The sequence below is a fragment of the Endozoicomonas sp. NE40 genome (assembly GCF_040549045.1).
Lineage (GTDB): Bacteria > Pseudomonadota > Gammaproteobacteria > Pseudomonadales > Endozoicomonadaceae > Endozoicomonas_A > Endozoicomonas_A lisbonensis.
In genome coordinates this window covers 3,654,747-3,676,870 of the sequence record NZ_JBEWTB010000002.1, presented here as the reverse complement: position 1 = coordinate 3,676,870, position 22,124 = coordinate 3,654,747, and the positions used below count along the sequence as shown (strand labels likewise).

Genomic DNA, 22,124 nt, shown 5'->3' with positions numbered 1-22,124 from the left:
CTCATTCCTTTTCATTTGCTGGCAAAACCCCCCTTCTCCATCGCCAGAAACCTCATGCCTATACTCTCCTCAAAAGCACCCAAAGCGTTTCCCGCTCGCAGGTGTCATTACATAAAACCATGGATGGAGAAGTACCATGACGATCAGCAAGCTGAAGCTCAGCGCCATCATAATTGCCCTGCTGTTCACAGCGGGCTGCGCCTCAACCTCAAACCAGAAAGATTCTTCTGCACCTTCCCGACACTGGGCAGCCTGTGCCGTCCAGGGCGGTGTTGCCATAGGCATTCCAGGTGCCGCCTACAACTGGGCCACCGGGGGAGCTGCTTTTCTTGCAGGCGCAGTACTCTCTGGCACCGCATGCGCTATGGCTGACTCAGCTGCAGACGATGTGTGGGAGGTACCTAACCAAGGTCGTTTGAACACGCTGCACTTCGCCTTTAATTCAACCGCTATACAGGCGGCAGATGAGCGAAAGCTGAATGAGCTGCTGATGCTGATCGACGATGATAGTCGTATTGTGATTACGGGCCATGCCTGCGCCATTGGCACAGAAGCTTACAACCAGGATCTCTCAGAACGCCGTGCCATGGCTGTTAAAAAATGGCTGATGAAACGCGGTGTACCCGGAGAACATATTAAAACTCTGGGCAAAGGCGAAAGTGAACCGGTAAGAGGCAATGAGACAGAAGAAATGCGGCAGGAAAACCGCAGGGCGGTCATCAGTGTCACCCACTGATTAGCGGGAAAGGTGGTGGCAGCGCCACCGCCTCCCTAATCGGTCATAACTTTCAGAATATCCAGCACACTGATAATGCCTTTCAGCTTTCGGCCTTCCGTCACCAGAACCCTGTGAATCCTGCCCTTTACCATGGCTTCTGCCACTTTCACCAGCGGAGTATCCGGTTCCACCTCAAACACCATTGGGGTCATAATGTCGTTAACCAGAACACTCTGGTCAATACTTTCATGGAAAGCGTGCATATCTTCTTCAGACAGTTCCGCGTCCAGCATAGAGCTGTAGAAGTCTTCATCACGACGCTTCATATCCACCAGTCCACTGCCTGCCTGACGAACAATATCAGACAGTGTCACGACGCCCACCAGACGGCGGGATTCATCGACAACCGGCGCACCTGAAATCCCCTTGTCGGTGAAAAACCTTGCCAGACGGTCAACCGTCCAGTCGTAGGGGACACTGATCACCTTATGGGTCATGATCTGCGCAGCGGTGACAGACTGCAGAGAATAGTCCTGATTCATGGCTCGGCCTCCTGCGTAAGCGTCGAAACTGTCTGAGTTTGACTACAGTATGGCCGATTTCGGGAAACCACTATCGTGATCTGGATCAATAGAATTCGTCCCCCTCTGGTCTGTTTCTTGCTATTTCCTGGCATTGTCTTTTCACGGCAGAAAACCAGCTGAATGATCAAGCTTAACTGACCCTGTCTGTCAGCAAAGCCTTATGTGTCGTCTTTAATGCTGCTAAAGTACGGTCATCCACCGATTATCCAAACCAGATCTGTTTATGAGTGATACTGTTTATCTCGAGATGGCCCGATCGCTGTCCAAGCTGTCTAAGTGTGTGCGCCTGCAGGTAGGCTGTCTGCTGGTGAAAGACGGGCGAGTGCTGTCTACGGGTGTGAATGGCACGCCGTCTGGCTACATCAACTGCAATGAAGCCGACTATGAAGACCACCATCACTGGTCATTGCGCCATGAAATCCATGCGGAGCTGAATGCCGTGATCTGGGCTGCCCGCTGCGGCACAGCCATTGAAGGGGCAACCGCCTATGTCACCCACAGCCCCTGCGACCAGTGTACCAAGAACCTGCTGGCCGCAGGCATTAAACGCATTGTTTATGACGAACAGTACGACCGCAATCCTCAGGAAGAACTCTCCCGGTTCTGCCGTGAAAATGGCGTAACCATTGAGCAGGTTCCCCTTAGCTGAATCACCGGACTCATACCGAACTGTAGTAATGACTCTAAAGAATGACACCAAAGAAAACACTGGTGGTATACGCCCACCCAGACCCTGAAAGCTTTAATGCCGCCATTAAAGCGCAGGTAGAGAGTACTCTGAAAGAAGCAGGCCATGAGGTCAATGTGCTTGATCTCTATCAGCAGAATTTTACTGCAGTCATGAGCAGGGATGAGCGGCTACGCTACACAACCAGCGATAACACTACTGGCATCGAACAGGAAGTCTGCCGACTGCGCTGGGCTGAGGCTCTGGTGCTGGTCTACCCCACCTGGTGGGCGGGACCACCCGCTATTCTCAAAGGCTGGCTGGACAGAATCTGGTTGCCGGGCATTGCAGCAAAGTTTAATTGCGGTGTCGTAGAACCGGGGCTGACAAAGATACAAACCGTTGTGGTGATTACCACTCAGGGTTCGTCCTGGTGGCGGATGAAACTGATTGGAAATCCACCCAGAAAGATGCTGAAGCTAAGTCTCCGGGCCTGTACCCACTTTCGCCGGTTTCACTGGCTGGCACTGTACAGCATGGACAAGAATACCCAACAGCAGCGGGAGCAGTTCTTACAGAAAGTAAAAACCAGACTCCCGAAACTGCTCAGCCGTTAATCGTCTGAGAACGAGATAGTTGGTGCGGCTGCAGCCTGACTGTTCTTCAGGGACAGCTCTGCGGCCAGCCTGCGCGCCATATCCCTGTAGATCATGGTGATCTGGGAATCCGGCTCGGCCACCACCGTTGGCATGCCGCCATCCACCTGTTCACGAATCATCATGGACAGAGGCAGAGCGCCCAGCAAATCTACGCCGAATTGTTCTGCAATGCGGGTGCCACCGCCTTCACCAAACAGATGCTCACTGTGACCGCAGCTGGAACAGATATGGACTGCCATATTTTCCACCACACCCAATACCGGAATGTTGACCTTGTTAAACATCTCGATACCTTTTTTAGCATCAATCAGAGCAAGGTCCTGAGGCGTGGTCACCACCACACTGCCGGTGACAGGGACTTTCTGCGCCAGCGTCAGCTGAATATCGCCGGTACCCGGTGGCATATCAATCACCAGATAATCCAGATTATTCCACACGGTCTGGGTCAGCAGCTGCTGCAAAGCACCACTCACCATGGGACCACGCCAGACGACTGGTGTATCTTCGGTGATCAGGAACGCCATGGACATGGCTTCTATACCATGAGCCTGAATCGGCATAAAGAACTTTTCATTCTTCACTTCAGGGCGGGTGCCATCGGCAATACCCAGCATCAGTCCAACACTTGGGCCGTAAATATCGGCGTCCAGAATACCCACTCTGGCACCTTCAGCCGCCAGCGCCAGTGCCAGGTTAGCCGCCGTCGTAGACTTACCCACACCGCCTTTGCCGGAAGCCACAGCTATAATGTTTTTCACATTGGCAAAAGCTTCCAGCTCTCCCTGAACCGGTGCAGAAGCAACACGCCAGCTGATGCTGACAATGCAGTCTTCAACGCCGTCAACATTATTGATTTTGGTACGCAGCAGTTCCGCCACACCATTTACCAGACCGTCTGCCGGATAGCCCAGTTCAACGGAAAGCTGAACTTTCCCCCCATCAATCTCAAGGGATTTCACGCAACCGGCAGAGAGTAAATCCTGTTTTAGATAAGGGTCCTGGTAGGACTGGATCGCAGTTTCAATCACAGCGCGGCTGATTGCAGCGCTCCTGGGAGAACTCATAAACACCTGACTCCAGAGAAATCGTATCAGGTGTGCATTATTACCAAACAAAACGGTTTAGTAAAAAATATCACTGGATTAGCAGTAAACACCGACTCACCATTTGCTGAACTAAACCTCTAATTGACCAGAGAGGCCGACACATTTATGAATGATCAAAAGACATATTCACACCAGATGATAAATTATGCCCGTCAATTTTTTAAGCTGTCTTTAAAAACAGGTAATAAATCCTTCTCATTGGAATATGGGTTGGCCTCTCCAGAGAGGAAGCAAAGACGCCTTGCCAATGAATATAAGGCTTATAACGTAATATGTGATTTACGAAAATATACAACTTTTGATGCATGCAGGCTTTTAGACTCATACCCTCCTCAGGAGAGGGCGGGTGACTGTCATGAATACAGCTGTATAGCCCTCCAGTACGGTAAGGCTTTGGAGATTCCAAATGTATGGTTGGTCGATCATAAATGTCATACGTTTCTGGTAGTAGCGAATGAAATCGAACTGAAAAAAAAGTTAGCACTGAAAGAGTTTGACCAGTACAAAAATGAGAATATTTGGGTATGCGATCCATGGTTTAATATACATTGCGAGCTGGATATGTACGGACCAATGGCAATAATACAATCAAGTCGCTGGTCGATTGCAGGCAAGGAAATATGCAGCGATTGGGATTTGCAGGAACCTGCAAATCAATGGTGCCAGAGACTGTTTGATGGCGAAATGAAATTCCTGAGAATGACCGACAACAGTGGCCTGGCAACCCATGATTGCAACAACTTTCTTATTGATATTAGATATGATTGACCTGACCGCTACCCATTTCATAGAGGGTGTCAGTCAGGTCAGGCTACGTTACTTATTCCTGAGCAGCTGGTCACGCATCCTGATAAATGCCTCACGCCCGGCATCCGGGTCAATCCCCTGCTTTTCCATCTGCTGACGCAAACCCTGTTCAGCCTGCTCATCCGCCAGCCGTACAGCCTCTTTGCTGCGACTGTCTTCCAGACCCTGCAGAATATCCGCTTCAAGGTCTTCACCATCCAGCACACGGTTGCAGATGATTTCGTAATTGCGCTCAAAAATCGGCAGAGCGATACGCTGTTCTTCACTGCGCAGAGTCATCCAGCCGGTCTGTTTGGCTGCCAGATAAACGGCAATGTGCGACCAGTGATAGTCCCGGGTCTGCACCGGCGCATAACAGGCTTCATAATACGCCTGCAGTGGTTCTTTCAGCCCCACCTCGTCATAGCGCAGCTTACACAGCTCACGGATATCACTGAGGTCTGGAAAGAACTTGCTGGTATCCAGCGCTTTCTGCGCCGCCTTAACAATACGCCGGGGATGAAATTCCTTAAGAGACTGAAACCAGACCCGCTTGGCCCGGTTCAGATCTTCTTCGGTTGGGAAGGCCCGCTTGAATTTTAACGGGTAGGCATCTTCAAGCAGTGTAAACAGGGTGTTGATGGCGTAGCGGTAGTTTTGTTGCTGTTCTGCGCTTTCATTCTGACCAGCGCCCCGACCAGAGCCAGAACCAGAACCCTGTACAGACTCAGTTGTCGGTGTCGTCGAAGTCGAGCTGTATGCCGTCTGCCCAGCTGGTGTCTGTAAGCTTTTCAGCTGTTGATCGATTAGCTCTCTGCCCTGTTTCACTTTGGCTCCGCTTCCACTGGTAAATCACATGGTTCTTGAACTTGTTCTGCCATGCCTTGCGTGCTTCCCCCGTTTCACGCCAGTACAGTTTGAACTCAACCAGCTGAGCCAGGGTAAATTCACGGTCAATGCCATGGTGAACCTCGAGAAACTCGATGTATACCGGATCAGGCTGAAAGTCGTCCGGTAAAGGCTGCACCCTGGCACCTTCGTTCGCGGGTGCTGCCGGCACTTCCTGCTGAATACCCTGTGAAAAAACCGGATGTTCCGGCTCGACAGATCTCGATTCTTCAAGTTCCCAGGGCAATGCACCGGCGTTGCGTTGACGAATATAACGCTGTTTTCGATCCTCTTCGGTCATGGAATTAACAATACCTGCCTTCCCGGTTCCGGTCTACCGGTCATTGAAATTAAACATGGATCGGGCGAACACTTGCTGGCGATGATCCGGGTCTACCACCAGTTCTGCCCAAACAGCCGTGACAAAAAACCTGCAAAAAATCTCAGGGTTTCTGAAAGAAAAAAGGGCGGGCAAGTCTGCTCCTGCGTCAACAAAAGAGCAATGCGTATATCTACACTTTTCAGCACTTTCCGCCTTTGTATGAACGGTTAGTAGTTTACCCCGAGCTCAGGTTGAGCAACAGTGACAATTTTTCATCAGAGTTGCAGGGGTTCCGCCGATAGCCATGACATTCCTTCTCCAGAACAAGAGATACAGTTATGGACCCCAGTACACTCAATGCTTACCCGACAACGTATAACTTTTGCAAAACCATTCGTGAATACGAAAAAAGTAAGCCCGAAGAAGAGCTGGGTATGTCTGATAACGGAAGGGTGATGTCTAAAGAGGAGTTCTTTAAAGAGTTCGGGCAGACTGATAAGGCATTGGGCTGGGCAAAGTCCTGGGTGCTAACGGTAAGAGACCCGGAAGGTAAAACATTTGCAGATTATCAGAGCAATATGGAAGGCAGCCTGAACACCTACGTTGAAAGAACCCACTTAACAGAGCGGGGGATTAAATTCAGCTCTATTGAGCGCCTTACCCCTTCAGGATTGAAACCTTTTGTAGAAAAACTTGAGGAATCAGCAAAAACTCCGTTCAGCGCAGGCGCCAAAGCATACGAAGGCGCTAACAACCTGAAACTCCCAGGACTCCCTTCTTTAAGAGAAGGAGACTACAACCATCTTATGACCTATCTGGAGTCCGGACTTTCTGAGAAATTTGCCCCTGACTTCGCAACACCCGCCAACAAGAGGGCACTTTTTCAGGAACTTTGCTCAATCAACAAAGGCCTGGTGAAAGAACTGGCAACAAGAGTGTCAAGTTCCTACAGAGACAGTGAACAAGAGTCTTCTATTCAGGACATGTTAACTATGGAGCTGTCGACCCGCAGAAAAACCGTTGCAACTTCATTATTAGAAGCCCAGCTAAAAAATTTTCCGGACAAAGACAAGGTCACAACCCGGCAGGTCAAAGGCCAGCCTGTAGAAACAATGAAAGAACAGTCTGACTTTGCTGCCCCGCTAAACCCTGCCGGACTCTCATTGCAGGAGCTACAGGATCTGGACTATCAGGTCACCACTTCAGCGGCTTTGCTTAAAGACGAGCTGGCAGAAAACAAACAGCGGGCGCAAGCGCAAGGTAACGCTGAGCAATTTGACGAGAAAACCCATGGAAAGTTTCAGGCGCTTCTGGATGACCCCAATAAGTTAGGACGTTGTGAATACCTGTACAGCTTTAAAACCGCTTCTCAAGAACTACCTGCCACAGGAATTGCCGGAGCCGATGGCAATGTCTCTTATGGCATGGAGGATGTGCCTGTTGCACAGCATGTGCATACCATGATTGCCGGTCACTGGACACCGGTCCGGATAACCGCTGTGCTGGACGGTCACACTGTCGATAACAGAAAAGATACCGGAGACAATTCCGCAGCCACTGAAAGTGGAAAAAACCTTCCTGAAGCCCTGACAAAGCGCCTGAATTCACTGAATCAGAAGACCTTCACAAAAACGGGTATGACGGCTGCGTGCCAGGCTGCAATTGTCGACCTGGACCGGCAGGGCAATTACCAGTCAGGCGGTAGCACACTGAACTGTGCAGCCGTTATCGGAAACCATCTATGCATTATCAACACCGGTGACAGCCGTTCTCTCTTTATCAACCCTGATAAAGCGCCATCCGATGCAGGCGCCTGTATCCAGCTCTCTGAAGATGCCGGTTTACTAAACGAACAGGATAACCCGGATAATGCAAAGTCCCGGTTTAACAAGATGGTTCATGAACGTGGTGGTATCGTTGCTCCACACCCGAAAAAGCCGAGCCAGGTTCGGGTAAAGTGCAGGGATACTCCGGAAGGAGACAATGGTATGAGTTGTGTCACCTCTATTGGAGATCATAACTATAATGGAGTGACCAGCCCGAGGCCATTTGTCACGGTTTTTGATGAAAACGAGCTTGACCCGAGTGGCTTTCTGGTACAGTTCTCCGATGGCATTTCGGAAGTCGCCACCAATGAGCAAATTACACGGCTGGTTAAAAGGTTGTGTACAGAAAAACCCGATATCTCCCCGGAAAATCTGGCAGCCAGTATCAGGGATCACGCTTTCAGGGCTGGTTCGAAGGACAACCTCGTGGTCATCGTCACCCGGGTCAGAGACCTCTTCAAACCACCACAATCCGCTGCCGATACAAGTGGGCAACCGGCCTGATCCATTCTCAGACTCTTTTCAGGTCAGGAAACCGCTGACAAGGTTTCCTGACTGCCCCTTCCAGCCTCTCTGCCAGACATGCATCACTTCCCGTTCCCCTTATGGCTCCCTGAACACAATGCAGTATAATGGCTGATTAATTTCCAAAATCTGCCAGTTCGAGCGAAACAGTAAACGCATGAGCCAAAGAAAAATTCTCGTTACCAGCGCCCTGCCCTATGCCAACGGGCCGCTGCACATGGGCCATCTGGTCGAATACATCCAGACCGATATCTGGGTTCGTTTCCAGAAGCTGTTCGGCAACCAGTGTACCTATGTGTGCGCGGACGATGCCCACGGCACCGCCATCAGCCTGCACGCTGAAAAACAGGGTATTACGCCGGAAGAGTCTGTCGCCCTGATCAACAAAGAGCGTGTGCGTGATTTCAGCGAATTCCACGTGGAATTCGACAATTACCACTCCACACACTCCGATGAAAACCGCGAGCTGTCCGAAGCCATCTACCTGGCTTTGAAAGAGAAAGGCCATATTGCCAGCCACAACATTATTCAGGCTTTCGACCCAGAGAAAGAAATGTTCCTGGCTGACCGTTACATCAAGGGCGACTGCCCGAAGTGCAACACGCCTGACCAGTATGGTGACAACTGTGAAGCCTGTGGCGCCACTTACTCTCCGGCTGACCTGAAAAATGCCCGTTCCGCCATTTCCGGCGCTACGCCGGTTGAAAAGGAAAGTGAACATTTCTTCTTCAAACTGTCTGACTTTGACGCCTTTCTGAAAGAGTGGACCCGTTCCGGCACCATCTCCGATGAAATCGCTAACAAGCTGGCAGAATGGCTGGACACCGGCCTGCAGGACTGGGACATTTCCCGTGATGCACCTTACTTCGGTTTCGAAATTCCGGGTGAGCCCGGCAAGTACTTCTACGTATGGCTGGACGCGCCTATCGGTTACATGGCGGCATTTAAAAACTTGTGCGACCGCCGTGACGACCTGAACTTCGACGACTATTGGAAGAAAGACAGCGACTGCGAAGTTCACCACTTTATCGGTAAAGACATCGTTAACTTCCACTGTCTGTTCTGGCCTGCGATGCTGCATGGTACCGACTACCGCACACCGACCAGTGTCAGCGTTCACGGCTACCTGACCGTTAACGGCGAGAAAATGTCCAAGTCACGCGGTACCTTTATTACAGCCCGCACCTACCTGGATCATCTCGACCCTGAATACCTGCGTTACTACTACGCTGCCAAACTGTCTAACCGTATCGACGATCTGGACCTGAACACCGACGATTTCATCCAGCGCGTAAACTCCGACCTGGTGGGTAAGGTGGTCAACATTGCCAGCCGTAACGCCGGTTTCATCAAGAAGCGTTTTGGTGGCAAGCTGTCTGCCAACAACCTGATTCCTGAACTGACCGCAGACTTCCAGAAAGCCGGTGACAGGATTGCCGGGCTGTATGAAGGTCGTGAGTTTGGTAAAGCCATGCGTGAAATCATGGCCCTGGCCGACAAAGCCAATGCCTGGATTGATGAAGTGAAACCGTGGGTGGTTGCTAAAGAAGAAGGCAAGGATCAGGAACTCCACGATATCTGCTCCGCAGGCATCAACCTGTTCCGCCTGCTGATGATCTACCTGAAGCCGGTTCTGCCTGCCATGGCCGTTAAAGCTGAAGCCTTCCTGAACGTTGAGCCACTGACATGGGCAGACAGCCAGTCCCTGCTGCTGGATCATGGTGTGAACAAGTTCAAGCCACTGATGACCCGTGTTGAAGCCGATAAGGTGGGCAACATGATTGAAGCCAGCAAAGAAGTTCTGGCAAAGATGGCGGAACAAAAACCAGTCGTAAAAACAGCCAGCAACGAATGGCTGGAAAAAGAGCCGGTGGCAGAAGAGATCAAGTTTGATGATTTCGCCAAAGTTGACCTGCGTATCGCCAGAATCGTTAACGCCGAGCACGTTGAAGGCGCTGGCAAATTGCTGCGCCTGACTCTGGACATTGGTGAAGCGGAGACTCGCAACATCTTCGCCGGTATCAAGTCAGCCTATGCACCGGAAGCCCTGATCGGCAAACATACGGTCATGGTCGCCAACCTGGCACCACGCAAGATGAAATTCGGCGTGAGTGAAGGCATGGTTCTGGCTGCGGGTCCCGGTGGTAAAGATCTGTGGATTCTGGAACCTCATGAAGGCGCCCAGCCTGGAATGCGGGTGATGTAATCACCCTCTTCTTTTCAGTGGAGATGACGACAAGTCATTTCCATTGAGCCTGACCAGCTCAGACGAACTCTGAACTTTCCCGCCACCCACATTCCACAACAACTCAATACCCAGCGTCTGGCACAGCTCAACCTCAGGCGTATTGTCAGCTTTCCGATCACCACCGTTGGCAAAATAATCGGGGTTCAGGCGTGCCAGAGCCTCACACACTGAATTATCCGTGTCATCAACCCGAATTGCCGTGTCCACGCAGGCAAAACCTTCCAGTAATTCGCATCGCTCAGCCAGCGGCATGAAGACATAGCCTTTTTTACGCAGCAACCAGTCGTCGGAATTGACAATAACAACAACTCGTCCGTACTGACTTGCTGCCTGCATCAGGCGCAGATGACCAATATGAACCGGATCAAATCCTCCTGATACACACACGACCTTTCCATTGCCTTCAGCCATCATTATTTTTATCCATTAATTAAGCCAGCTATCTGTCCGACGATATCATGCATCCTCTACAGCCTGCTGCCCCTGAGGCTGCAGGTGCGTCATCATCATCGTCGTCACGAAACCCCTTGTTTATATAGGCGCGTAGCGGTAAAGGATCTGTTTCTTCATTTGAAGTACCAGCTCCTGCGTGAATGAGAATAGAGTAGAGAATAAATTCACTGCTACCATCAACCTTATTTTCACTCTCAGACAATAACGGACAGGTAGAAGATGTTTCAGGATTAAGGTAATTGTATGAGCAATGCAGGTCATCGTTTGTCCAGTTTGTCATTTGAATAAACAGATTAGAATGGCTTTGCTGGTTAACTAACTGAAACCCAATAACGACCTGATGGGAAACCATACGGCCGTTCCAAAGAATACTTTGCCCGGAAGACATGACGATTGCATAGATTGACCAGCCCTCATCAACACCAAGAATTCCATCATAAAAGGTTTGGTCCCACTGTTCCCTGGTGTAACGAAGGGAAATTGAAAGGCCAGGAACCACACGAGCATCATCTGTTTTAATTTGCCATTGCTTTTGTGTTCTGCTGAAACGTACATCTCTGCGTCCCATACAGTCTTCAACATCAATTAAAACATTAATCATTGAAAGAGGATTCCCAGTCATTTTACGATGTGATGTTTTACCGTTTGACCATGTACTTTTAACAGAGAACGACTGGTTATCCGACCTGCTGATTTCAATATTTCTTGGGATAGGGTTCGTGTCAGAATTACTTATTAAAAAGTCAGGCAACCGTTTATTTCTGAGTCTTTTTGAAGGTACAGAAGCACTTTTCAGAGTTTCGCGCCTTAATTCCGGATTGGCCATGGCAGGTATCTCAGGATTTCGCTGTACTTGATAATCTGAGTAGATGAAATATCGGTTTGGATCGTGGTTTACATGAATACTTCTGATAAAAGGAAGCTGTTGAAACATCGCCAGTATCTGGGAATCCTCATAAACCTGCCCGTCTTCCGTAAAATATTGACTGAAAAAACCAGTCGCATTGTAGACATCAATTCTAAACTCGCCTGCTTCTGCCAGACCTATCAGGAAAACGATAGAAACAACAAAACGTAAGAAGGCGGACATCCTCCCCCCAAAACTTTTAAAGACTCTTATTCTATCATCAATTGACGATTCAGCACTGAGACGGAAAGTGAATGACTGGACTGGACATCACCCTGAAAGATTGCTGCCTTCTAATTTGCCTGATGCTGACCACAACGGCAGAAGCCTTTAACCCCCCCCAGACTTTTGCCCTCAGCAGGAGAGACGGCAGGCTGTGCATGATGGATATCTCCGGCAACCAGTCAACACTGGTCTGCTATCATTCGGCACTGTTTGAAAAGGCAGTAGAAGGAAAGGGGCTTCCAGACAGCTCACAGTTTCTTACCCGATGTCCCGGGCGCTGGGTAGAAAGAAATAACTGCACCATTATGAGAATTGAACCAGTGGAGCCACTCAACGCAAGAGAGCGCCTCCATAAGGTTTTTTACACAACATACGCCACCTTCCTCGACGAAGTTAACCACTTTTTACATAACTCTCTGGATGATCTGCTGGAAGATGCCATCACTATCGCTCTTCCCTCCGTTGCAGGTTACGGAGCTTATGCCTGGTGGGGTAAAAGCTTTCTCACTGCCTTCCTGCTGTTTGAAGCGGCTAACTCCCTTCTTAGCATTCTGGGAGTAGGCGATAGTGCAGGCGATTTAGTTGAGAGTTACCAGAATAGCGATTATCAGTCAGAAGGTGAGTCAGAGTTTTCAATCCGGGGGATTGTCAGCAATAAAGTTGAAGACCACGCCAAGGTCGTCGGCTATATCATTACTTATAATTCATTGATTATTATTCAGTATCTTGAAAACACTTACAGGCCGTCACCTGCAGACGTGACCGATGGAGTGGTGACTCAACTCGGCACCGGGATCAGTCTGCTGGTGATAAAAGCAGGCATGTTTACCTTTAACACCTGGCAAATGGCAAATCATTACAGCTGGATGAACGAGATATCGGACGCGATTGCCGATATGGTGACAGACATGCTGTTTGGTGAACCATAGCTTTTTCAGTCCTTCCCGAATAGAATGCCTGCCTCTCAAATTCCCCCATGATTTTTTCTGCCGAGGACCCGCCCTTGATTTTCTCCGAACTGGCACTGCATGAACGCCTGCAAAAGGCTCTTGACCAACAGCAATTCACTCAGGCAACGCCCGTTCAGGAAGCCACGATTCCTGAGGTGTTAAAGGGTAAGGACCTTATCGTCAACGCCGAGACCGGCAGTGGTAAAACAGCCGCTTTCCTGTTGCCCATGCTGCATCACATGCAGAATAATCCGGCACCCCGTTCCAGCACCCGGGGACTGATTCTGGTACCCACCCGGGAACTGGCACGTCAGGTTCTGGCAGAGTGTGAAAAGCTGGCGGGCTTTACCTGGCTGAAAGCAGGCATCATTACCGGCGGTGACGATTTCCGCCATCAGGTTAACACCCTGCGCAAGAACCCGGAAATCCTGATCGCCACTCCGGGTCGTCTGCTGGAACACATGGAAAACAGCAACACTGATTTCAGTGATCTGGAATATCTGGTACTGGACGAAGCCGACCGGATGCTCGACTTTGGCTTCAGCCCCGATATGCTGAAAATTGCTGACGAATGCCGTGAAGAACGCCAGACCCTGCTGTTTTCTGCCACCATGAAACCCAAAGGCATGGGCGAACTGATCCGGTTTGTACTGACAAACCCGGAAACCATTACCCTCAGTACAGCCCGCGACAAGCACGAAAACATTCACCAGCAGATCATGCTGTCTGACGACAATCCGCACAAAGAACGTTTGTTGAGCTGGCTGCTGAAGCACGAAACCTTTGACAAGGCGCTGGTCTTTTCCAATACCCGCGATAATGCCGAGCACCTGTTTAATCTGCTGGACAGGCAGGGGTTACAGGTGGGTGTACTGCACGGTGATATGGATCATAAACACCGCAAACAGATTATGAACCGGTTTCAGGATGGCCAGATCAATATACTGGTCGCCACGGATGTGGCAGCCAGGGGTCTGGACATAAAAGGTGTGCAACTGGTGATCAATTTCGATATGGCCCGAAGTGGTGACGATTATGTACATCGAATTGGCCGTACCGGACGCGCCGGTGAAAAAGGGCTGGCTATTGCCCTGATTGGCCCTAACGAATGGAACCTGATGTCCAGCATTGAGCGTTACCTGAAAACCCGTTTTGAAAAGCGCTCCATTAAAGAGTTACGCGGTTCATGGAAAGGTCCGAAAAAGGTCAAGGCTTCCGGTAAAGCGGCAGGATCGAAAAAGAAAAAGATCAATAAGAAAGACGCCGACAAAACCAAGGCTCGTCATCGTGTGAAGAAAAACATCGGTAAACGTCGCAAGCCTGCTGAAGCCTCCGGTACAGCAGTCGATGCGGGCTTTGAACCCCTGCGCCGCAAGAAAAGCTGATAGCCCTCCATTTTCATCACAGGCTTTCTAGCAGAGAGCCTGTGAACACCATTCAGGCAGACTCTTCATACAGGCTTTTCATACAGACCATGTCATAGAGGGTTAAACAGTGCTTTAACGCAACTGATCCCAAAAGCGTTTGAGGAAATACACGCTGATCAGGGCAGTCATAACCTCTGTCTGCAAGAAATTGTACCAAACGGCATTAGCCATAAATAAGGTTGGCAATAAGAATACTCCTGCCAGCGGTAAAACCAGGGCCCGCAACATGGAAATAACCGTGGAATAAGCGGGTTTATCAACCGACTGATACAGCGTCGCCGTCATCAGACTGATGCACATAGGTACAAACGACAATGCATACAGCCGCAGTACATGCCCCCCCAGAGCCAGCAATTGCGCAGATGGCTTATCAACAAACAGCGCCACAATAGAATGGGCAAACACAACCATTCCCAGCGACAGGGTAAGACCAATCACCATAGCCAGCCCAAATCCGAGTTTGATGATTTCCTGAATCCGGTGGTTAAGCCCGGCACCATAGTTGAAGCTGATAATCGGCTGGGTAGCCTGTCCGACACCATAGACAAGAAGAACCACCACCCAGGTGCAGTTCAGGGCAATGGTATACACAGAAACAAACAGGTTGCCACCGAGCCTTAACAATACCCAGTTTGATACCATGATCACCACACCCACTGCAGACTCCATGACAAATGTCGACACACCGTTCTTGAAAATCAGTTTAGAAATGTGCCAGTCCGGCAGCACCAGTTTAAGTTTCAACGACTGCTTTGGGCGACGAAAGTGCAATAACAGCGTTCCCAACATGACCACCTCAGCAATACCCGTGGCACAGGCAGCACCTTTCATGCCCCAGCCAAATGGAAACAGGAACAGCCAGTCAAGAAAAACATTAGTGCTGGCGCTACTAATCATTGCAAGCATAACCAGTCCGGGGTTGTCATCATTTCGGATGAACCCGGACATAGCCCAGCCCATACCACATGGAGTAGCAAACAGCGTTATCATGCCCAGATAATCTTTAACCAGTGGCAACAGCTCTTCATTGGCACCAAACAGGCAAGAAATGTTTTCCAGTTCCAGCAATGTAAAAACCGTGAACAGCATCATAGTGATGCCGGTCAGGGAGAACGCCTGCTGAAACATAATAAGGCCTTCTTGTTTACGCCCTTCACCAAAACGAATCGCCATCAGTGCTGAGCCACTCACGCCAATCGACATGGCAACCGAAAACATAAAAGTGAAGTAAGGAATTACAATATTGATCGCTGCCAGACCAGCGTGTCCCATACTCTGACCAATAAAGATCAGGTCTGAAATAATATAAACAGACTTGATCATCATCCCCATAACCGAGGGCAGCAAATAATGCCGGAAACAGGTTGGCACAGGGTCTGCACCCAGATTGACAGCTACGCTGCTCACGTCAGATTACCCGAAAAAGCCAAATTAACAGGCGAAGTGCATCTATTACAGAAGACAGTCCGTAACATTTCCAGCCTGTTATATCTTTCAATGCAGACGGCCCCACATGTGTCCGCATAAATGTGATCACGCTACCAGTGAGCAATGTTAAACTAGGGGCAAACTATTGTTTCTGAATTATTGTTACTGGATGTAGACCGATGGAAGATGTCATTGAAGAACTTCGGGAAAATGCGGAACAGGTGGCCATTCCTCTGGATCTTCCCAACGAAGATGACCTGATAGAAATAGAGGAACAGATCCTGCTGCCTATACCCTACGAATTTCGTGAATTCCTGTTACAGGTAAGCGATGTCGTCTATGGCTCAATGGAGCCGGTCACCATTGCCGACTCCCATTCCCACACTTATCTGCCAGAAGTCACCGCAACGGCCTGGGACCTGGGTGTTCCCAGAGACCTGATCCCGATCTGCGAATACAATGGTGATTACTACTGCGTTTCTGCTGAAGGTGAAGTCGGTCTCTGGTCAGGCGGAGAACTGAAGGAAGAAGAAACATGGCCTACGGTCTGGCACTGGGCTAAGGATGTCTGGTTGCAAAGTTAACTGAGAACACTCCCTGCTCCGTTACTTATCCAAACAGCCATTAGGGAAAATGCAGTGTTCATCCCTACGGAGCCTGACCGAGAATAGCGCCCGTAGCGAGGATCGTAGAAAATTGAGGATGAAAATTCGATTTTGTGAGGCGAATAGCGAGCTATTTAACGAACAAAAGCGGATTTTCAGACCAATTTGCTACGACCGCAGTAGGGCAGTCTATTCTCGGTCAGGCTCCTACGGTAATGGACACTGCATCGGCCTGACTTAAATAGCTGGAATCAGGCTCTCGCGGAATGTGAGGCTGGTATGAGACTGACCGCCCCCCTGACAAGGCCAATCATTCCTGCAATAGGGGTTAAAGCCAGCCCCACTGCCGCACCTGCAATTCCGCCAACAATACGGCCTGTGCCTCCACCCAGAGATTCACCTGGACTGGCTATGCTACCGAGTAGTCTGGCAGACTGTGAGTCTTGTAAGAAAACTGACGCAAACGTTAAGGGTGCAGTAATGGGACACAAGGCTCCGAGAACGATGCCCGCACCAACATATTTACCCACTTTCTCCGAAAGGTTTGCAGCATTCCTGACGCTGGTTTTGATGGTGCTTTTAATATAACTGCCCGCAACTTTAAATGGTCGGGCTATTCTGCTCATGATGGATGTTTTGGGTGGCTTCGCCTGGTCGACAGCTGTCCGGGAAAGATACTTTTGTCCGTTTTCCCTCGTTACCTCCACTCCATTCAGGCTACCGCTTCCCCGGGTTTTATCAGCCTGGGGCTTTTTATCAGATTGGTCAACCCAAAAAGAGTCGTTCGTCGAATGGTTGAAAAGTTGTGTTGAGTACATATCATTTACTCCTTATCCGTTTTAACTAAAAGTTATTATTGGTCGGCTTTTTAATATGCTCTAAATTATGCCCCATGCTTTTGAAAATACACTGACTGTGCGGTTAGTGTATCTAACAATTTATGGAAGAAACGCTTGCACTGACTGATTCAGGCTTATTTCATACTGGAAGAGACTGCTACTCCAATCCCTGGTTGACTGCTACACTCTTCACCACATTCAACCAACCCATCATCCGGCTCCCTGAACATAACCCCTGATAATGCGTTGTACACTCAATGGACAACAGTATGGACAACAATAATGAAAACCGTTGTTTGCGCCCTCTACAAATTCGTGACTCTCACCGACTACCAAACCCTGCGCCAGCCCCTGTCCGAGGCAATGCACCGGTTGCAAGTCCGGGGAACACTGCTGCTTGCCCATGAAGGCATAAACGGAACCGTGGCCGGAAGCCGTGAGAATGTTGACAGTCTTCTGGCCTGGCTGCGCAATGACACCAGGCTGTCTGACCTGACCACCAAAGAATCTTTTACGGATCAACAGCCCTTCAAGCACACCAGGGTCAAACTGAAAAAAGAGATTGTCACCATGGGGATCGAGAATATAGACCCGATCCTGAGTGCTGGCACTTATGTAAAACCTCAGGACTGGAACCAACTGATTTCAGATCCGGAGGTTGTCGTGGTCGATACCCGCAATGATTACGAAGTTCAGGTGGGAACCTTCAGGCATGCTACCAACCCGGAAACCACAACATTCCGGGAGTTTCCTGAATACGCTGACAAACACCTTGACCCGGCCAGACACAAAAAAGTCGCCATGTTCTGCACTGGTGGTATTCGCTGCGAAAAATCAACGGCTTACCTTAAACAAAAGGGTTTCGAACAGGTGTATCACCTGCAGGGAGGCATCCTCAAATATCTGGAAGACGTTCCGGAGACTGAATCGCTCTGGGAAGGTGAGTGCTTTGTCTTTGATGACCGTGTCACGGTCAACCACCAGCTGAAAAAGGGACGATACGACCAGTGTCACGCCTGCCGCCTGCCTATTACCGAGGAAGATAAAGCCAGCCCGTTTTATGAACAGGGAGTCAGTTGTCCACACTGCCATAACAAACATTCCAGCCAGCAGAAGCAGCGTTTCAAGGAGCGGGAAAAACAGATGCAGCTGGCTAAAGCCCGTGGAGAAGCACATATCGGTGGGCAGGTTGCGGAAACCGTAAAATCACGACGCAAGCAGAAAATCCGTGACAGGGAGCGCCAGCGCTCCCGAAATCAAGCGATCAGACAAAAAACTGAGTCACAGCACTCAGAGTAAGAAGCCCACTGCGAAAACTGTGAACCAGCAAGCCACTGGCTGCCAGGGTGGTCAGTGGAATCAGGCGCTTCTTCTCCTCTCGACTGAAATACCAGAAGGTTCCGGCAGACGTTACCATCAGCATAATCAGCTGGGCAAAATGCGGTTCAATATCAAGGGAGGCTGCCATAATACCAATGCAGCCCACGATATTGATGAACAGCCATAACGGCGACAGTTTTTTTCCAATGCTGCCCAGCACAGGAAATTTTATCAGCGCCCCTCCCGTCCAGGCTTTGGGCTGAATATCAGAAGACAGATGCAGGGCAATGCCCAGCGATAACCCGGCAGCAATGGCGGGCAAGGCCATGAAATACACGACTAGAGGCAACAGTATGGAATGCGTCAAACCGGAACGGTGGCTTAACCCCGGTATCAAAAAATCCCAGTCAGGCCAACGCACCCCTGCCATCAGGCCAGCCAGAAACAGCAGGGGGTCTTTCCATTGCGCAATCATAGTCCAATACGGAAAAGCGTGTTCAGCACTATAAACAGAAGCAGTTATAGCAATCGCCAACAATGGCGCAGTCAGGAGTCGCATAGACAACAAACAATCGACAAACAAAATGGCTGCGAACTATACAACCATTAACTGAGAAATTGAAAGGTCTGTAGCGTCGTTATTAAGCAAAGTTAACGGTCATCGCTTTCATCATCAGCCATGTAACCATCGTCGGTATTATTACCAAGGCTATTTTCATAACTCAAAGCCGATACAGGAATCTGGTTGCCCAACAAAACTGGCATTTGCACACTTCCATGAAACCTGCGAATTCTCGCTTCAAAGACGATAAAAGAAGCTACTGGTAAAGCAAGCGCCCTCACGACTCCCCGTACGACCATCTCCTGTGTCGGCAAGCCGTTAATTTCAACGGTATTTGCGTGCCGGTCAATCCAGATTCTGAACAAAGTCCCCATTTGTCGCCTTTCCACAGCAGCAATCGTCCTTTCATAATCGTCGTAGCTGTATTGGCCACTTAAAACAAGACCTGCCATGTCATCCCGAATAGCCCCACCTCTCCTCAGGGCATATATGAATGACGTCAGCAGACTTAATAGTTGCGTTTCCAGATCCGGGATAACAACAAAGTGTTCTGTCGTTCTGACAGGTCTCTGTACCACCAGGTGTTCGGCAATATTCGTGTGCAATACTGGTGAGCGGCAATAAAGAGTCAAGTCTGACAACCCGCGCTCTATGATAATGTCGAACCCGGCAAAGGTCAGCTCTGCAAGCTCTTGAGACGTTCTGTCCCTGTTTGAATAGGCAATCCATATCATCCTGCCCTCACGCTGCCAGCGTGCAATAGACGACCTCCATATTTGCTGAAGAGTCCTAACATCTTCCACATTACCTACATCCAGATTAGATACCAAAATAACAGTGCCGCTATAGCTCCTCATTAGTGATTCTATAGTTTCCGCTTCTGATGGAGTCTCAGGTTCAGACTGGCTTTCATCCTGAACCTCCACGCTATTCTCAGACAAGTCACTTAAATTTTTGCTATCCTGCTGTAAAAGTTCCTGAATGTGTGCCTCAACGGAATCTATCGTCACTGTTGTAAAGCTTGAGCAATCATCCTCTGGCTCACTGTCACTGGTATTGTTTTGAGCAACAAGTATCTCACTGAGCATTAAGAGAACGAAGCAGAGAATTAATCTGAATCTGACAGCACCCATAATACTTCAGAGTGGGAAAATATTAAGCAAGCATAGTACACGCCCTGAAAAAGTATGTTGCCGCTGAATGCGCAAAAAATAAAAAGTAAATACAAATAAAAAGCCGGGCAGGTCGTTGTTACCTGCCCGGCTTTTTTAATCAGCAGCGGTTAATCAATGCTCGTGGCCATCCGGCCCATGCACATGTCCGTGATCCAGCTCTTCCTGAGTGGCATCGCGCACTTCCACCACCTCAACATCAAAGAACAGGTCTTCACCGGCCAGGGCGTGGTTGGCATCAATCACCACCTGCTTCTCTTCTTCGTTGATGGCAATGATGGTCACAATGCGAGGACCAATAGCGGTGTCAGCATGGAACTGCATACCCACTTCCACCTGGTGCTCACCAAACTGTTCCAGAGGCACTGGCTGAACCAGACTTTCGTCGTATTCACCATAACCTTCAGCCGCTTCGATAGACACCTTCAGCTTGTCACCCGCCTGCTTGCCTGCCAGCGCACTTTCCAGACCTTCCAGAATATTCCCGGCGCCCTGGAGATAAGCCAGAGGCTCGTGGCCTTCGGAGCTGTCCATGACCTCACCGCCCTGGTTCTTCAGGGTGTAATGAATCTTTGCGACCTTGTTGTCGGAAATTACCATTCGTTCATTATCTCTGGGATGTATTTAATTCAACAGGATACCTGCCTGTTCAACAAACTGACAGTGTTTTATCCCCCATACAGGCAGCGGGCATCCATGATCTGTGTAGTGATTCTCACATCCTGCCACTCAAAGCCGATACAGGATGGTGAATGGTTTAAGTGATCACTAGCAATCTATGGTAGGTCCAGCCGCCAGAGGCGCTTTCCCTGCCCACAACCAGGTGACTGAAAATGCCCTCCAGAACAGGGACAGCTCATCTCCTGTCAAAGCCATTAATGCGCAACCTGTCGAGGGGCTTAGAACGCCCGCTAACAGCGCCATTTTCCAGCCAGAAGCCAAAGGGCGTGGTAAAATTTCCCTGATTGCCCTGGCCGACGAAAACCTGTGGGCTTCTCTCGAGCCCAACAGTCGTTCTGGAAAAAACTGACTCAGGCATAAGCCCTGTAAATACTCTATCCTTGAGTCACACTCACCACTGCCGGGAGTAGCGATGTGCTCATTCCCCTCAGCGCTTTATGTGAACACTGTTCTCATTCATTTTCTCTGGGAGAGGCCGCAGAGCGAAGCATTATTGAGTTCTGGCGCAGACACTCGCTGATCATCAACCGGGATAATGCTCTTGATCGATTACTGGTGCGCATCCAATGCCGCGCAGATTCTGCCAGCACCCGTTCTCTTGAAGGGTCTCTCTTGCAACACAGCGACGAGACAACGCCTCTTCTGGCAAGCTGTCAGCATGCGGTAGGGCAAAGGACCAGCAGGCACCCTCTTTTTTTTCGTGCGCACCATATGTTCAGTGCATTGCACCAGAATTCCTATCTGAGAAGCGCCAGAGCATTGAGACAATACCAGCAATTAATGGAGAGTCTTCGGGAGTTTTCCTATGAGGCAGTCCAGAATCTGGATGAAGACGCCGCAAACGACCTGCTGGCGTTGCTTGGACAGGTAGAACCCCTGATGGGGCAAATGGCCGGCATTGCTGCAGGCAGACCTCAGCCCAGCACCTTACAGCATTTGCGACACCTGGCAACCCGTGTTCCGGTTTACACGCTGGTAGGGAGTGCAATGAGTACCCTGCTTACGACACTGGTTGGTGGCTTTTACAGTATGGCGACCTGTCAGGAAGACGACGAATGCCTGAATGCTCATATCAAAGTAGGTGCGGCCGGTGCCGGGATTGTTTTTTTTGGAGCTGCAGCCATCATTTACCGGTGCCGTTGTGATCCGGCTATACGGGAGTTGAGAAGAATGCGGGAGTCTCACTCTCACTCCGTTTAATTCGCAAGCAGTTGCCGTTGAAGCCG

Annotated in this window: 23 protein-coding genes; 12 read left to right on the top strand and 11 right to left on the bottom strand. The window is 49.8% G+C overall.

What is annotated here, in order from left to right:
• Positions 1–136: 136 nt before the first annotated feature.
• The gene (locus tag V5J35_RS17440) at positions 137–736 is read left to right on the top strand and encodes an OmpA family protein (RefSeq protein WP_354008371.1); all 600 of its coding nucleotides are present in this window, start codon (positions 137–139) and stop codon (positions 734–736) included.
• A 35-nt stretch (positions 737–771) separates the two neighbouring features.
• On the opposite strand, the gene V5J35_RS17435 is transcribed toward V5J35_RS17440, so the two are convergent.
• Positions 772–1,260 carry a CBS domain-containing protein gene (locus V5J35_RS17435; RefSeq protein WP_354008370.1) on the bottom strand — a complete coding sequence of 163 codons (489 nt, stop codon included), beginning with the start codon at positions 1,258–1,260 and terminating at the stop codon, positions 772–774.
• A gap of 265 nt (positions 1,261–1,525) precedes the next feature.
• On the opposite strand from V5J35_RS17435, the gene V5J35_RS17430 reads away from it, so the two are divergent.
• Both V5J35_RS17430 and V5J35_RS17425 read left to right on the top strand, forming a co-directional pair.
• Complete coding sequence (locus V5J35_RS17430) at positions 1,526–1,951, top strand: deaminase (RefSeq protein ID WP_354008369.1); 426 nt, start codon at positions 1,526–1,528, stop codon at positions 1,949–1,951.
• A gap of 41 nt (positions 1,952–1,992) precedes the next feature.
• Entirely contained in the window at positions 1,993–2,586 is a 594-nt protein-coding gene (locus tag V5J35_RS17425) for an NAD(P)H-dependent oxidoreductase (RefSeq protein ID WP_354008368.1), read from the top strand.
• Here the strand turns inward: V5J35_RS17425 and apbC are convergent.
• Positions 2,583–3,692 (bottom strand): iron-sulfur cluster carrier protein ApbC, encoded by a 1,110-nt coding sequence (gene apbC, locus V5J35_RS17420; RefSeq protein WP_354016459.1) that lies wholly within the window; start codon positions 3,690–3,692, stop codon positions 2,583–2,585. The genes V5J35_RS17425 and apbC overlap by 4 nt on opposite strands.
• Positions 3,693–3,839: 147 nt before the next feature.
• Between apbC and V5J35_RS17415 the strand changes: the two genes are divergently transcribed.
• Positions 3,840–4,502: a hypothetical protein gene (locus V5J35_RS17415; RefSeq protein WP_354008367.1), complete on the top strand. Its 663-nt coding sequence runs from the start codon at positions 3,840–3,842 to the stop codon at positions 4,500–4,502.
• Between the two features lie 48 nt (positions 4,503–4,550).
• Here V5J35_RS17415 and V5J35_RS17410 read toward each other — a convergent pair whose 3' ends face one another.
• Both V5J35_RS17410 and V5J35_RS17405 read right to left on the bottom strand, forming a co-directional pair.
• Positions 4,551–5,348, bottom strand: coding sequence for a replication protein P (locus V5J35_RS17410; protein ID WP_354008366.1), 798 nt, complete (start codon positions 5,346–5,348; stop codon positions 4,551–4,553).
• Complete coding sequence (locus V5J35_RS17405) at positions 5,248–5,709, bottom strand: DnaT-like ssDNA-binding domain-containing protein (protein ID WP_354008365.1); 462 nt, start codon at positions 5,707–5,709, stop codon at positions 5,248–5,250. Before V5J35_RS17405 ends, V5J35_RS17410 begins: the two co-directional genes overlap by 101 nt.
• Positions 5,710–6,068: 359 nt before the next feature.
• Here V5J35_RS17405 and V5J35_RS17400 point away from each other — a divergent pair, with 359 nt between their 5' ends.
• Both V5J35_RS17400 and metG read left to right on the top strand, forming a co-directional pair.
• Entirely contained in the window at positions 6,069–8,060 is a 1,992-nt protein-coding gene (locus V5J35_RS17400; protein ID WP_354008364.1) for a PP2C family serine/threonine-protein phosphatase, read from the top strand.
• A gap of 178 nt (positions 8,061–8,238) precedes the next feature.
• Complete coding sequence (gene metG, locus V5J35_RS17395; protein ID WP_419095763.1) at positions 8,239–10,287, top strand: methionine--tRNA ligase; 2,049 nt, start codon at positions 8,239–8,241, stop codon at positions 10,285–10,287.
• Here metG and V5J35_RS17390 read toward each other — a convergent pair whose 3' ends face one another.
• Positions 10,288–10,743 carry an adenylyltransferase/cytidyltransferase family protein gene (locus tag V5J35_RS17390; RefSeq protein WP_354008363.1) on the bottom strand — a complete coding sequence of 152 codons (456 nt, stop codon included), beginning with the start codon at positions 10,741–10,743 and terminating at the stop codon, positions 10,288–10,290.
• A gap of 25 nt (positions 10,744–10,768) precedes the next feature.
• On the bottom strand, positions 10,769–11,872 hold the full coding sequence (locus tag V5J35_RS17385) for a hypothetical protein (protein ID WP_354008362.1): 1,104 nt from the start codon (positions 11,870–11,872) through the stop codon (positions 10,769–10,771).
• Positions 11,873–11,943: 71 nt separating this feature from the next.
• Between V5J35_RS17385 and V5J35_RS17380 the strand changes: the two genes are divergently transcribed.
• Together V5J35_RS17380 and V5J35_RS17375 are read left to right on the top strand one after the other, a co-directional pair.
• Positions 11,944–12,843, top strand: coding sequence for a hypothetical protein (locus V5J35_RS17380; RefSeq protein WP_354008361.1), 900 nt, complete (start codon positions 11,944–11,946; stop codon positions 12,841–12,843).
• Positions 12,844–12,917: 74 nt separating this feature from the next.
• Positions 12,918–14,249, top strand: a complete 1,332-nt coding sequence (locus V5J35_RS17375; RefSeq protein ID WP_354008360.1) for a DEAD/DEAH box helicase — start codon at positions 12,918–12,920, stop codon at positions 14,247–14,249.
• A gap of 114 nt (positions 14,250–14,363) precedes the next feature.
• On the opposite strand, the gene V5J35_RS17370 is transcribed toward V5J35_RS17375, so the two are convergent.
• The gene (locus tag V5J35_RS17370) at positions 14,364–15,698 is read right to left on the bottom strand and encodes an MATE family efflux transporter (protein WP_354008359.1); all 1,335 of its coding nucleotides are present in this window, start codon (positions 15,696–15,698) and stop codon (positions 14,364–14,366) included.
• Positions 15,699–15,898: 200 nt separating this feature from the next.
• Between V5J35_RS17370 and V5J35_RS17365 the strand changes: the two genes are divergently transcribed.
• The gene (locus tag V5J35_RS17365) at positions 15,899–16,303 is read left to right on the top strand and encodes an SMI1/KNR4 family protein (RefSeq protein ID WP_354008358.1); all 405 of its coding nucleotides are present in this window, start codon (positions 15,899–15,901) and stop codon (positions 16,301–16,303) included.
• A 272-nt stretch (positions 16,304–16,575) separates the two neighbouring features.
• Here V5J35_RS17365 and V5J35_RS17360 read toward each other — a convergent pair whose 3' ends face one another.
• Entirely contained in the window at positions 16,576–17,142 is a 567-nt protein-coding gene (locus tag V5J35_RS17360) for a hypothetical protein (RefSeq protein ID WP_354008357.1), read from the bottom strand.
• Positions 17,143–17,445: 303 nt separating this feature from the next.
• Here V5J35_RS17360 and trhO point away from each other — a divergent pair, with 303 nt between their 5' ends.
• The gene (gene trhO, locus V5J35_RS17355; RefSeq protein ID WP_419095762.1) at positions 17,446–18,462 is read left to right on the top strand and encodes an oxygen-dependent tRNA uridine(34) hydroxylase TrhO; all 1,017 of its coding nucleotides are present in this window, start codon (positions 17,446–17,448) and stop codon (positions 18,460–18,462) included.
• On the opposite strand, the gene V5J35_RS17350 is transcribed toward trhO, so the two are convergent.
• The 3 genes from V5J35_RS17350 to V5J35_RS17340 all read right to left on the bottom strand — a co-directional run bounded on the left by V5J35_RS17350 (position 18,428) and on the right by V5J35_RS17340 (position 20,817).
• The gene (locus V5J35_RS17350) at positions 18,428–18,958 is read right to left on the bottom strand and encodes a hypothetical protein (protein ID WP_354008356.1); all 531 of its coding nucleotides are present in this window, start codon (positions 18,956–18,958) and stop codon (positions 18,428–18,430) included. The two genes, trhO and V5J35_RS17350, sit on opposite strands and share 35 nt — an antisense overlap.
• 176 nt (positions 18,959–19,134) lie before the next feature.
• A complete protein-coding gene (locus tag V5J35_RS17345) occupies positions 19,135–20,133 on the bottom strand; it encodes a hypothetical protein (protein WP_354008355.1) in 999 nt (332 codons plus the stop codon).
• 198 nt (positions 20,134–20,331) lie between these two features.
• Entirely contained in the window at positions 20,332–20,817 is a 486-nt protein-coding gene (locus V5J35_RS17340) for an FKBP-type peptidyl-prolyl cis-trans isomerase (RefSeq protein ID WP_354008354.1), read from the bottom strand.
• A 178-nt stretch (positions 20,818–20,995) separates the two neighbouring features.
• On the opposite strand from V5J35_RS17340, the gene V5J35_RS17335 reads away from it, so the two are divergent.
• A complete protein-coding gene (locus V5J35_RS17335; protein ID WP_354008353.1) occupies positions 20,996–21,247 on the top strand; it encodes a hypothetical protein in 252 nt (83 codons plus the stop codon).
• A 65-nt stretch (positions 21,248–21,312) separates the two neighbouring features.
• Positions 21,313–22,098 carry a hypothetical protein gene (locus V5J35_RS17330; protein ID WP_354008352.1) on the top strand — a complete coding sequence of 262 codons (786 nt, stop codon included), beginning with the start codon at positions 21,313–21,315 and terminating at the stop codon, positions 22,096–22,098.
• Positions 22,099–22,124: the final 26 nt, after the last annotated feature.

Excerpts from the sequence above, each read along its gene's own strand:
- V5J35_RS17390 (WP_354008363.1), bottom strand. The coding sequence starts at position 10,743 with ATGATGGCTGAAGGCAATGGAAAGGTCGTGTGTGTATCAGGAGGATTT.
- V5J35_RS17345 (WP_354008355.1), bottom strand. The coding sequence starts at position 20,133 with ATGCTCAGTGAGATACTTGTTGCTCAAAACAATACCAGTGACAGTGAG.
- V5J35_RS17415 (WP_354008367.1), top strand. The coding sequence starts at position 3,840 with ATGAATGATCAAAAGACATATTCACACCAGATGATAAATTATGCCCGT.
- V5J35_RS17380 (WP_354008361.1), top strand. The coding sequence starts at position 11,944 with ATGACTGGACTGGACATCACCCTGAAAGATTGCTGCCTTCTAATTTGC.
- V5J35_RS17340 (WP_354008354.1), bottom strand. The coding sequence starts at position 20,817 with ATGGTAATTTCCGACAACAAGGTCGCAAAGATTCATTACACCCTGAAG.
- V5J35_RS17335 (WP_354008353.1), top strand. The coding sequence starts at position 20,996 with ATGGTAGGTCCAGCCGCCAGAGGCGCTTTCCCTGCCCACAACCAGGTG.
- V5J35_RS17440 (WP_354008371.1), top strand. The coding sequence starts at position 137 with ATGACGATCAGCAAGCTGAAGCTCAGCGCCATCATAATTGCCCTGCTG.
- V5J35_RS17350 (WP_354008356.1), bottom strand. The coding sequence starts at position 18,958 with ATGATTGCGCAATGGAAAGACCCCCTGCTGTTTCTGGCTGGCCTGATG.
- metG (WP_419095763.1), top strand. The coding sequence starts at position 8,239 with ATGAGCCAAAGAAAAATTCTCGTTACCAGCGCCCTGCCCTATGCCAAC.
- V5J35_RS17360 (WP_354008357.1), bottom strand. The coding sequence starts at position 17,142 with ATGTACTCAACACAACTTTTCAACCATTCGACGAACGACTCTTTTTGG.
- V5J35_RS17365 (WP_354008358.1), top strand. The coding sequence starts at position 15,899 with ATGGAAGATGTCATTGAAGAACTTCGGGAAAATGCGGAACAGGTGGCC.
- V5J35_RS17385 (WP_354008362.1), bottom strand. The coding sequence starts at position 11,872 with ATGTCCGCCTTCTTACGTTTTGTTGTTTCTATCGTTTTCCTGATAGGT.
- apbC (WP_354016459.1), bottom strand. The coding sequence starts at position 3,692 with ATGAGTTCTCCCAGGAGCGCTGCAATCAGCCGCGCTGTGATTGAAACT.
- trhO (WP_419095762.1), top strand. The coding sequence starts at position 17,446 with ATGAAAACCGTTGTTTGCGCCCTCTACAAATTCGTGACTCTCACCGAC.
- V5J35_RS17425 (WP_354008368.1), top strand. The coding sequence starts at position 1,993 with ATGACACCAAAGAAAACACTGGTGGTATACGCCCACCCAGACCCTGAA.
- V5J35_RS17405 (WP_354008365.1), bottom strand. The coding sequence starts at position 5,709 with ATGACCGAAGAGGATCGAAAACAGCGTTATATTCGTCAACGCAACGCC.
- V5J35_RS17430 (WP_354008369.1), top strand. The coding sequence starts at position 1,526 with ATGAGTGATACTGTTTATCTCGAGATGGCCCGATCGCTGTCCAAGCTG.
- V5J35_RS17400 (WP_354008364.1), top strand. The coding sequence starts at position 6,069 with ATGGACCCCAGTACACTCAATGCTTACCCGACAACGTATAACTTTTGC.
- V5J35_RS17435 (WP_354008370.1), bottom strand. The coding sequence starts at position 1,260 with ATGAATCAGGACTATTCTCTGCAGTCTGTCACCGCTGCGCAGATCATG.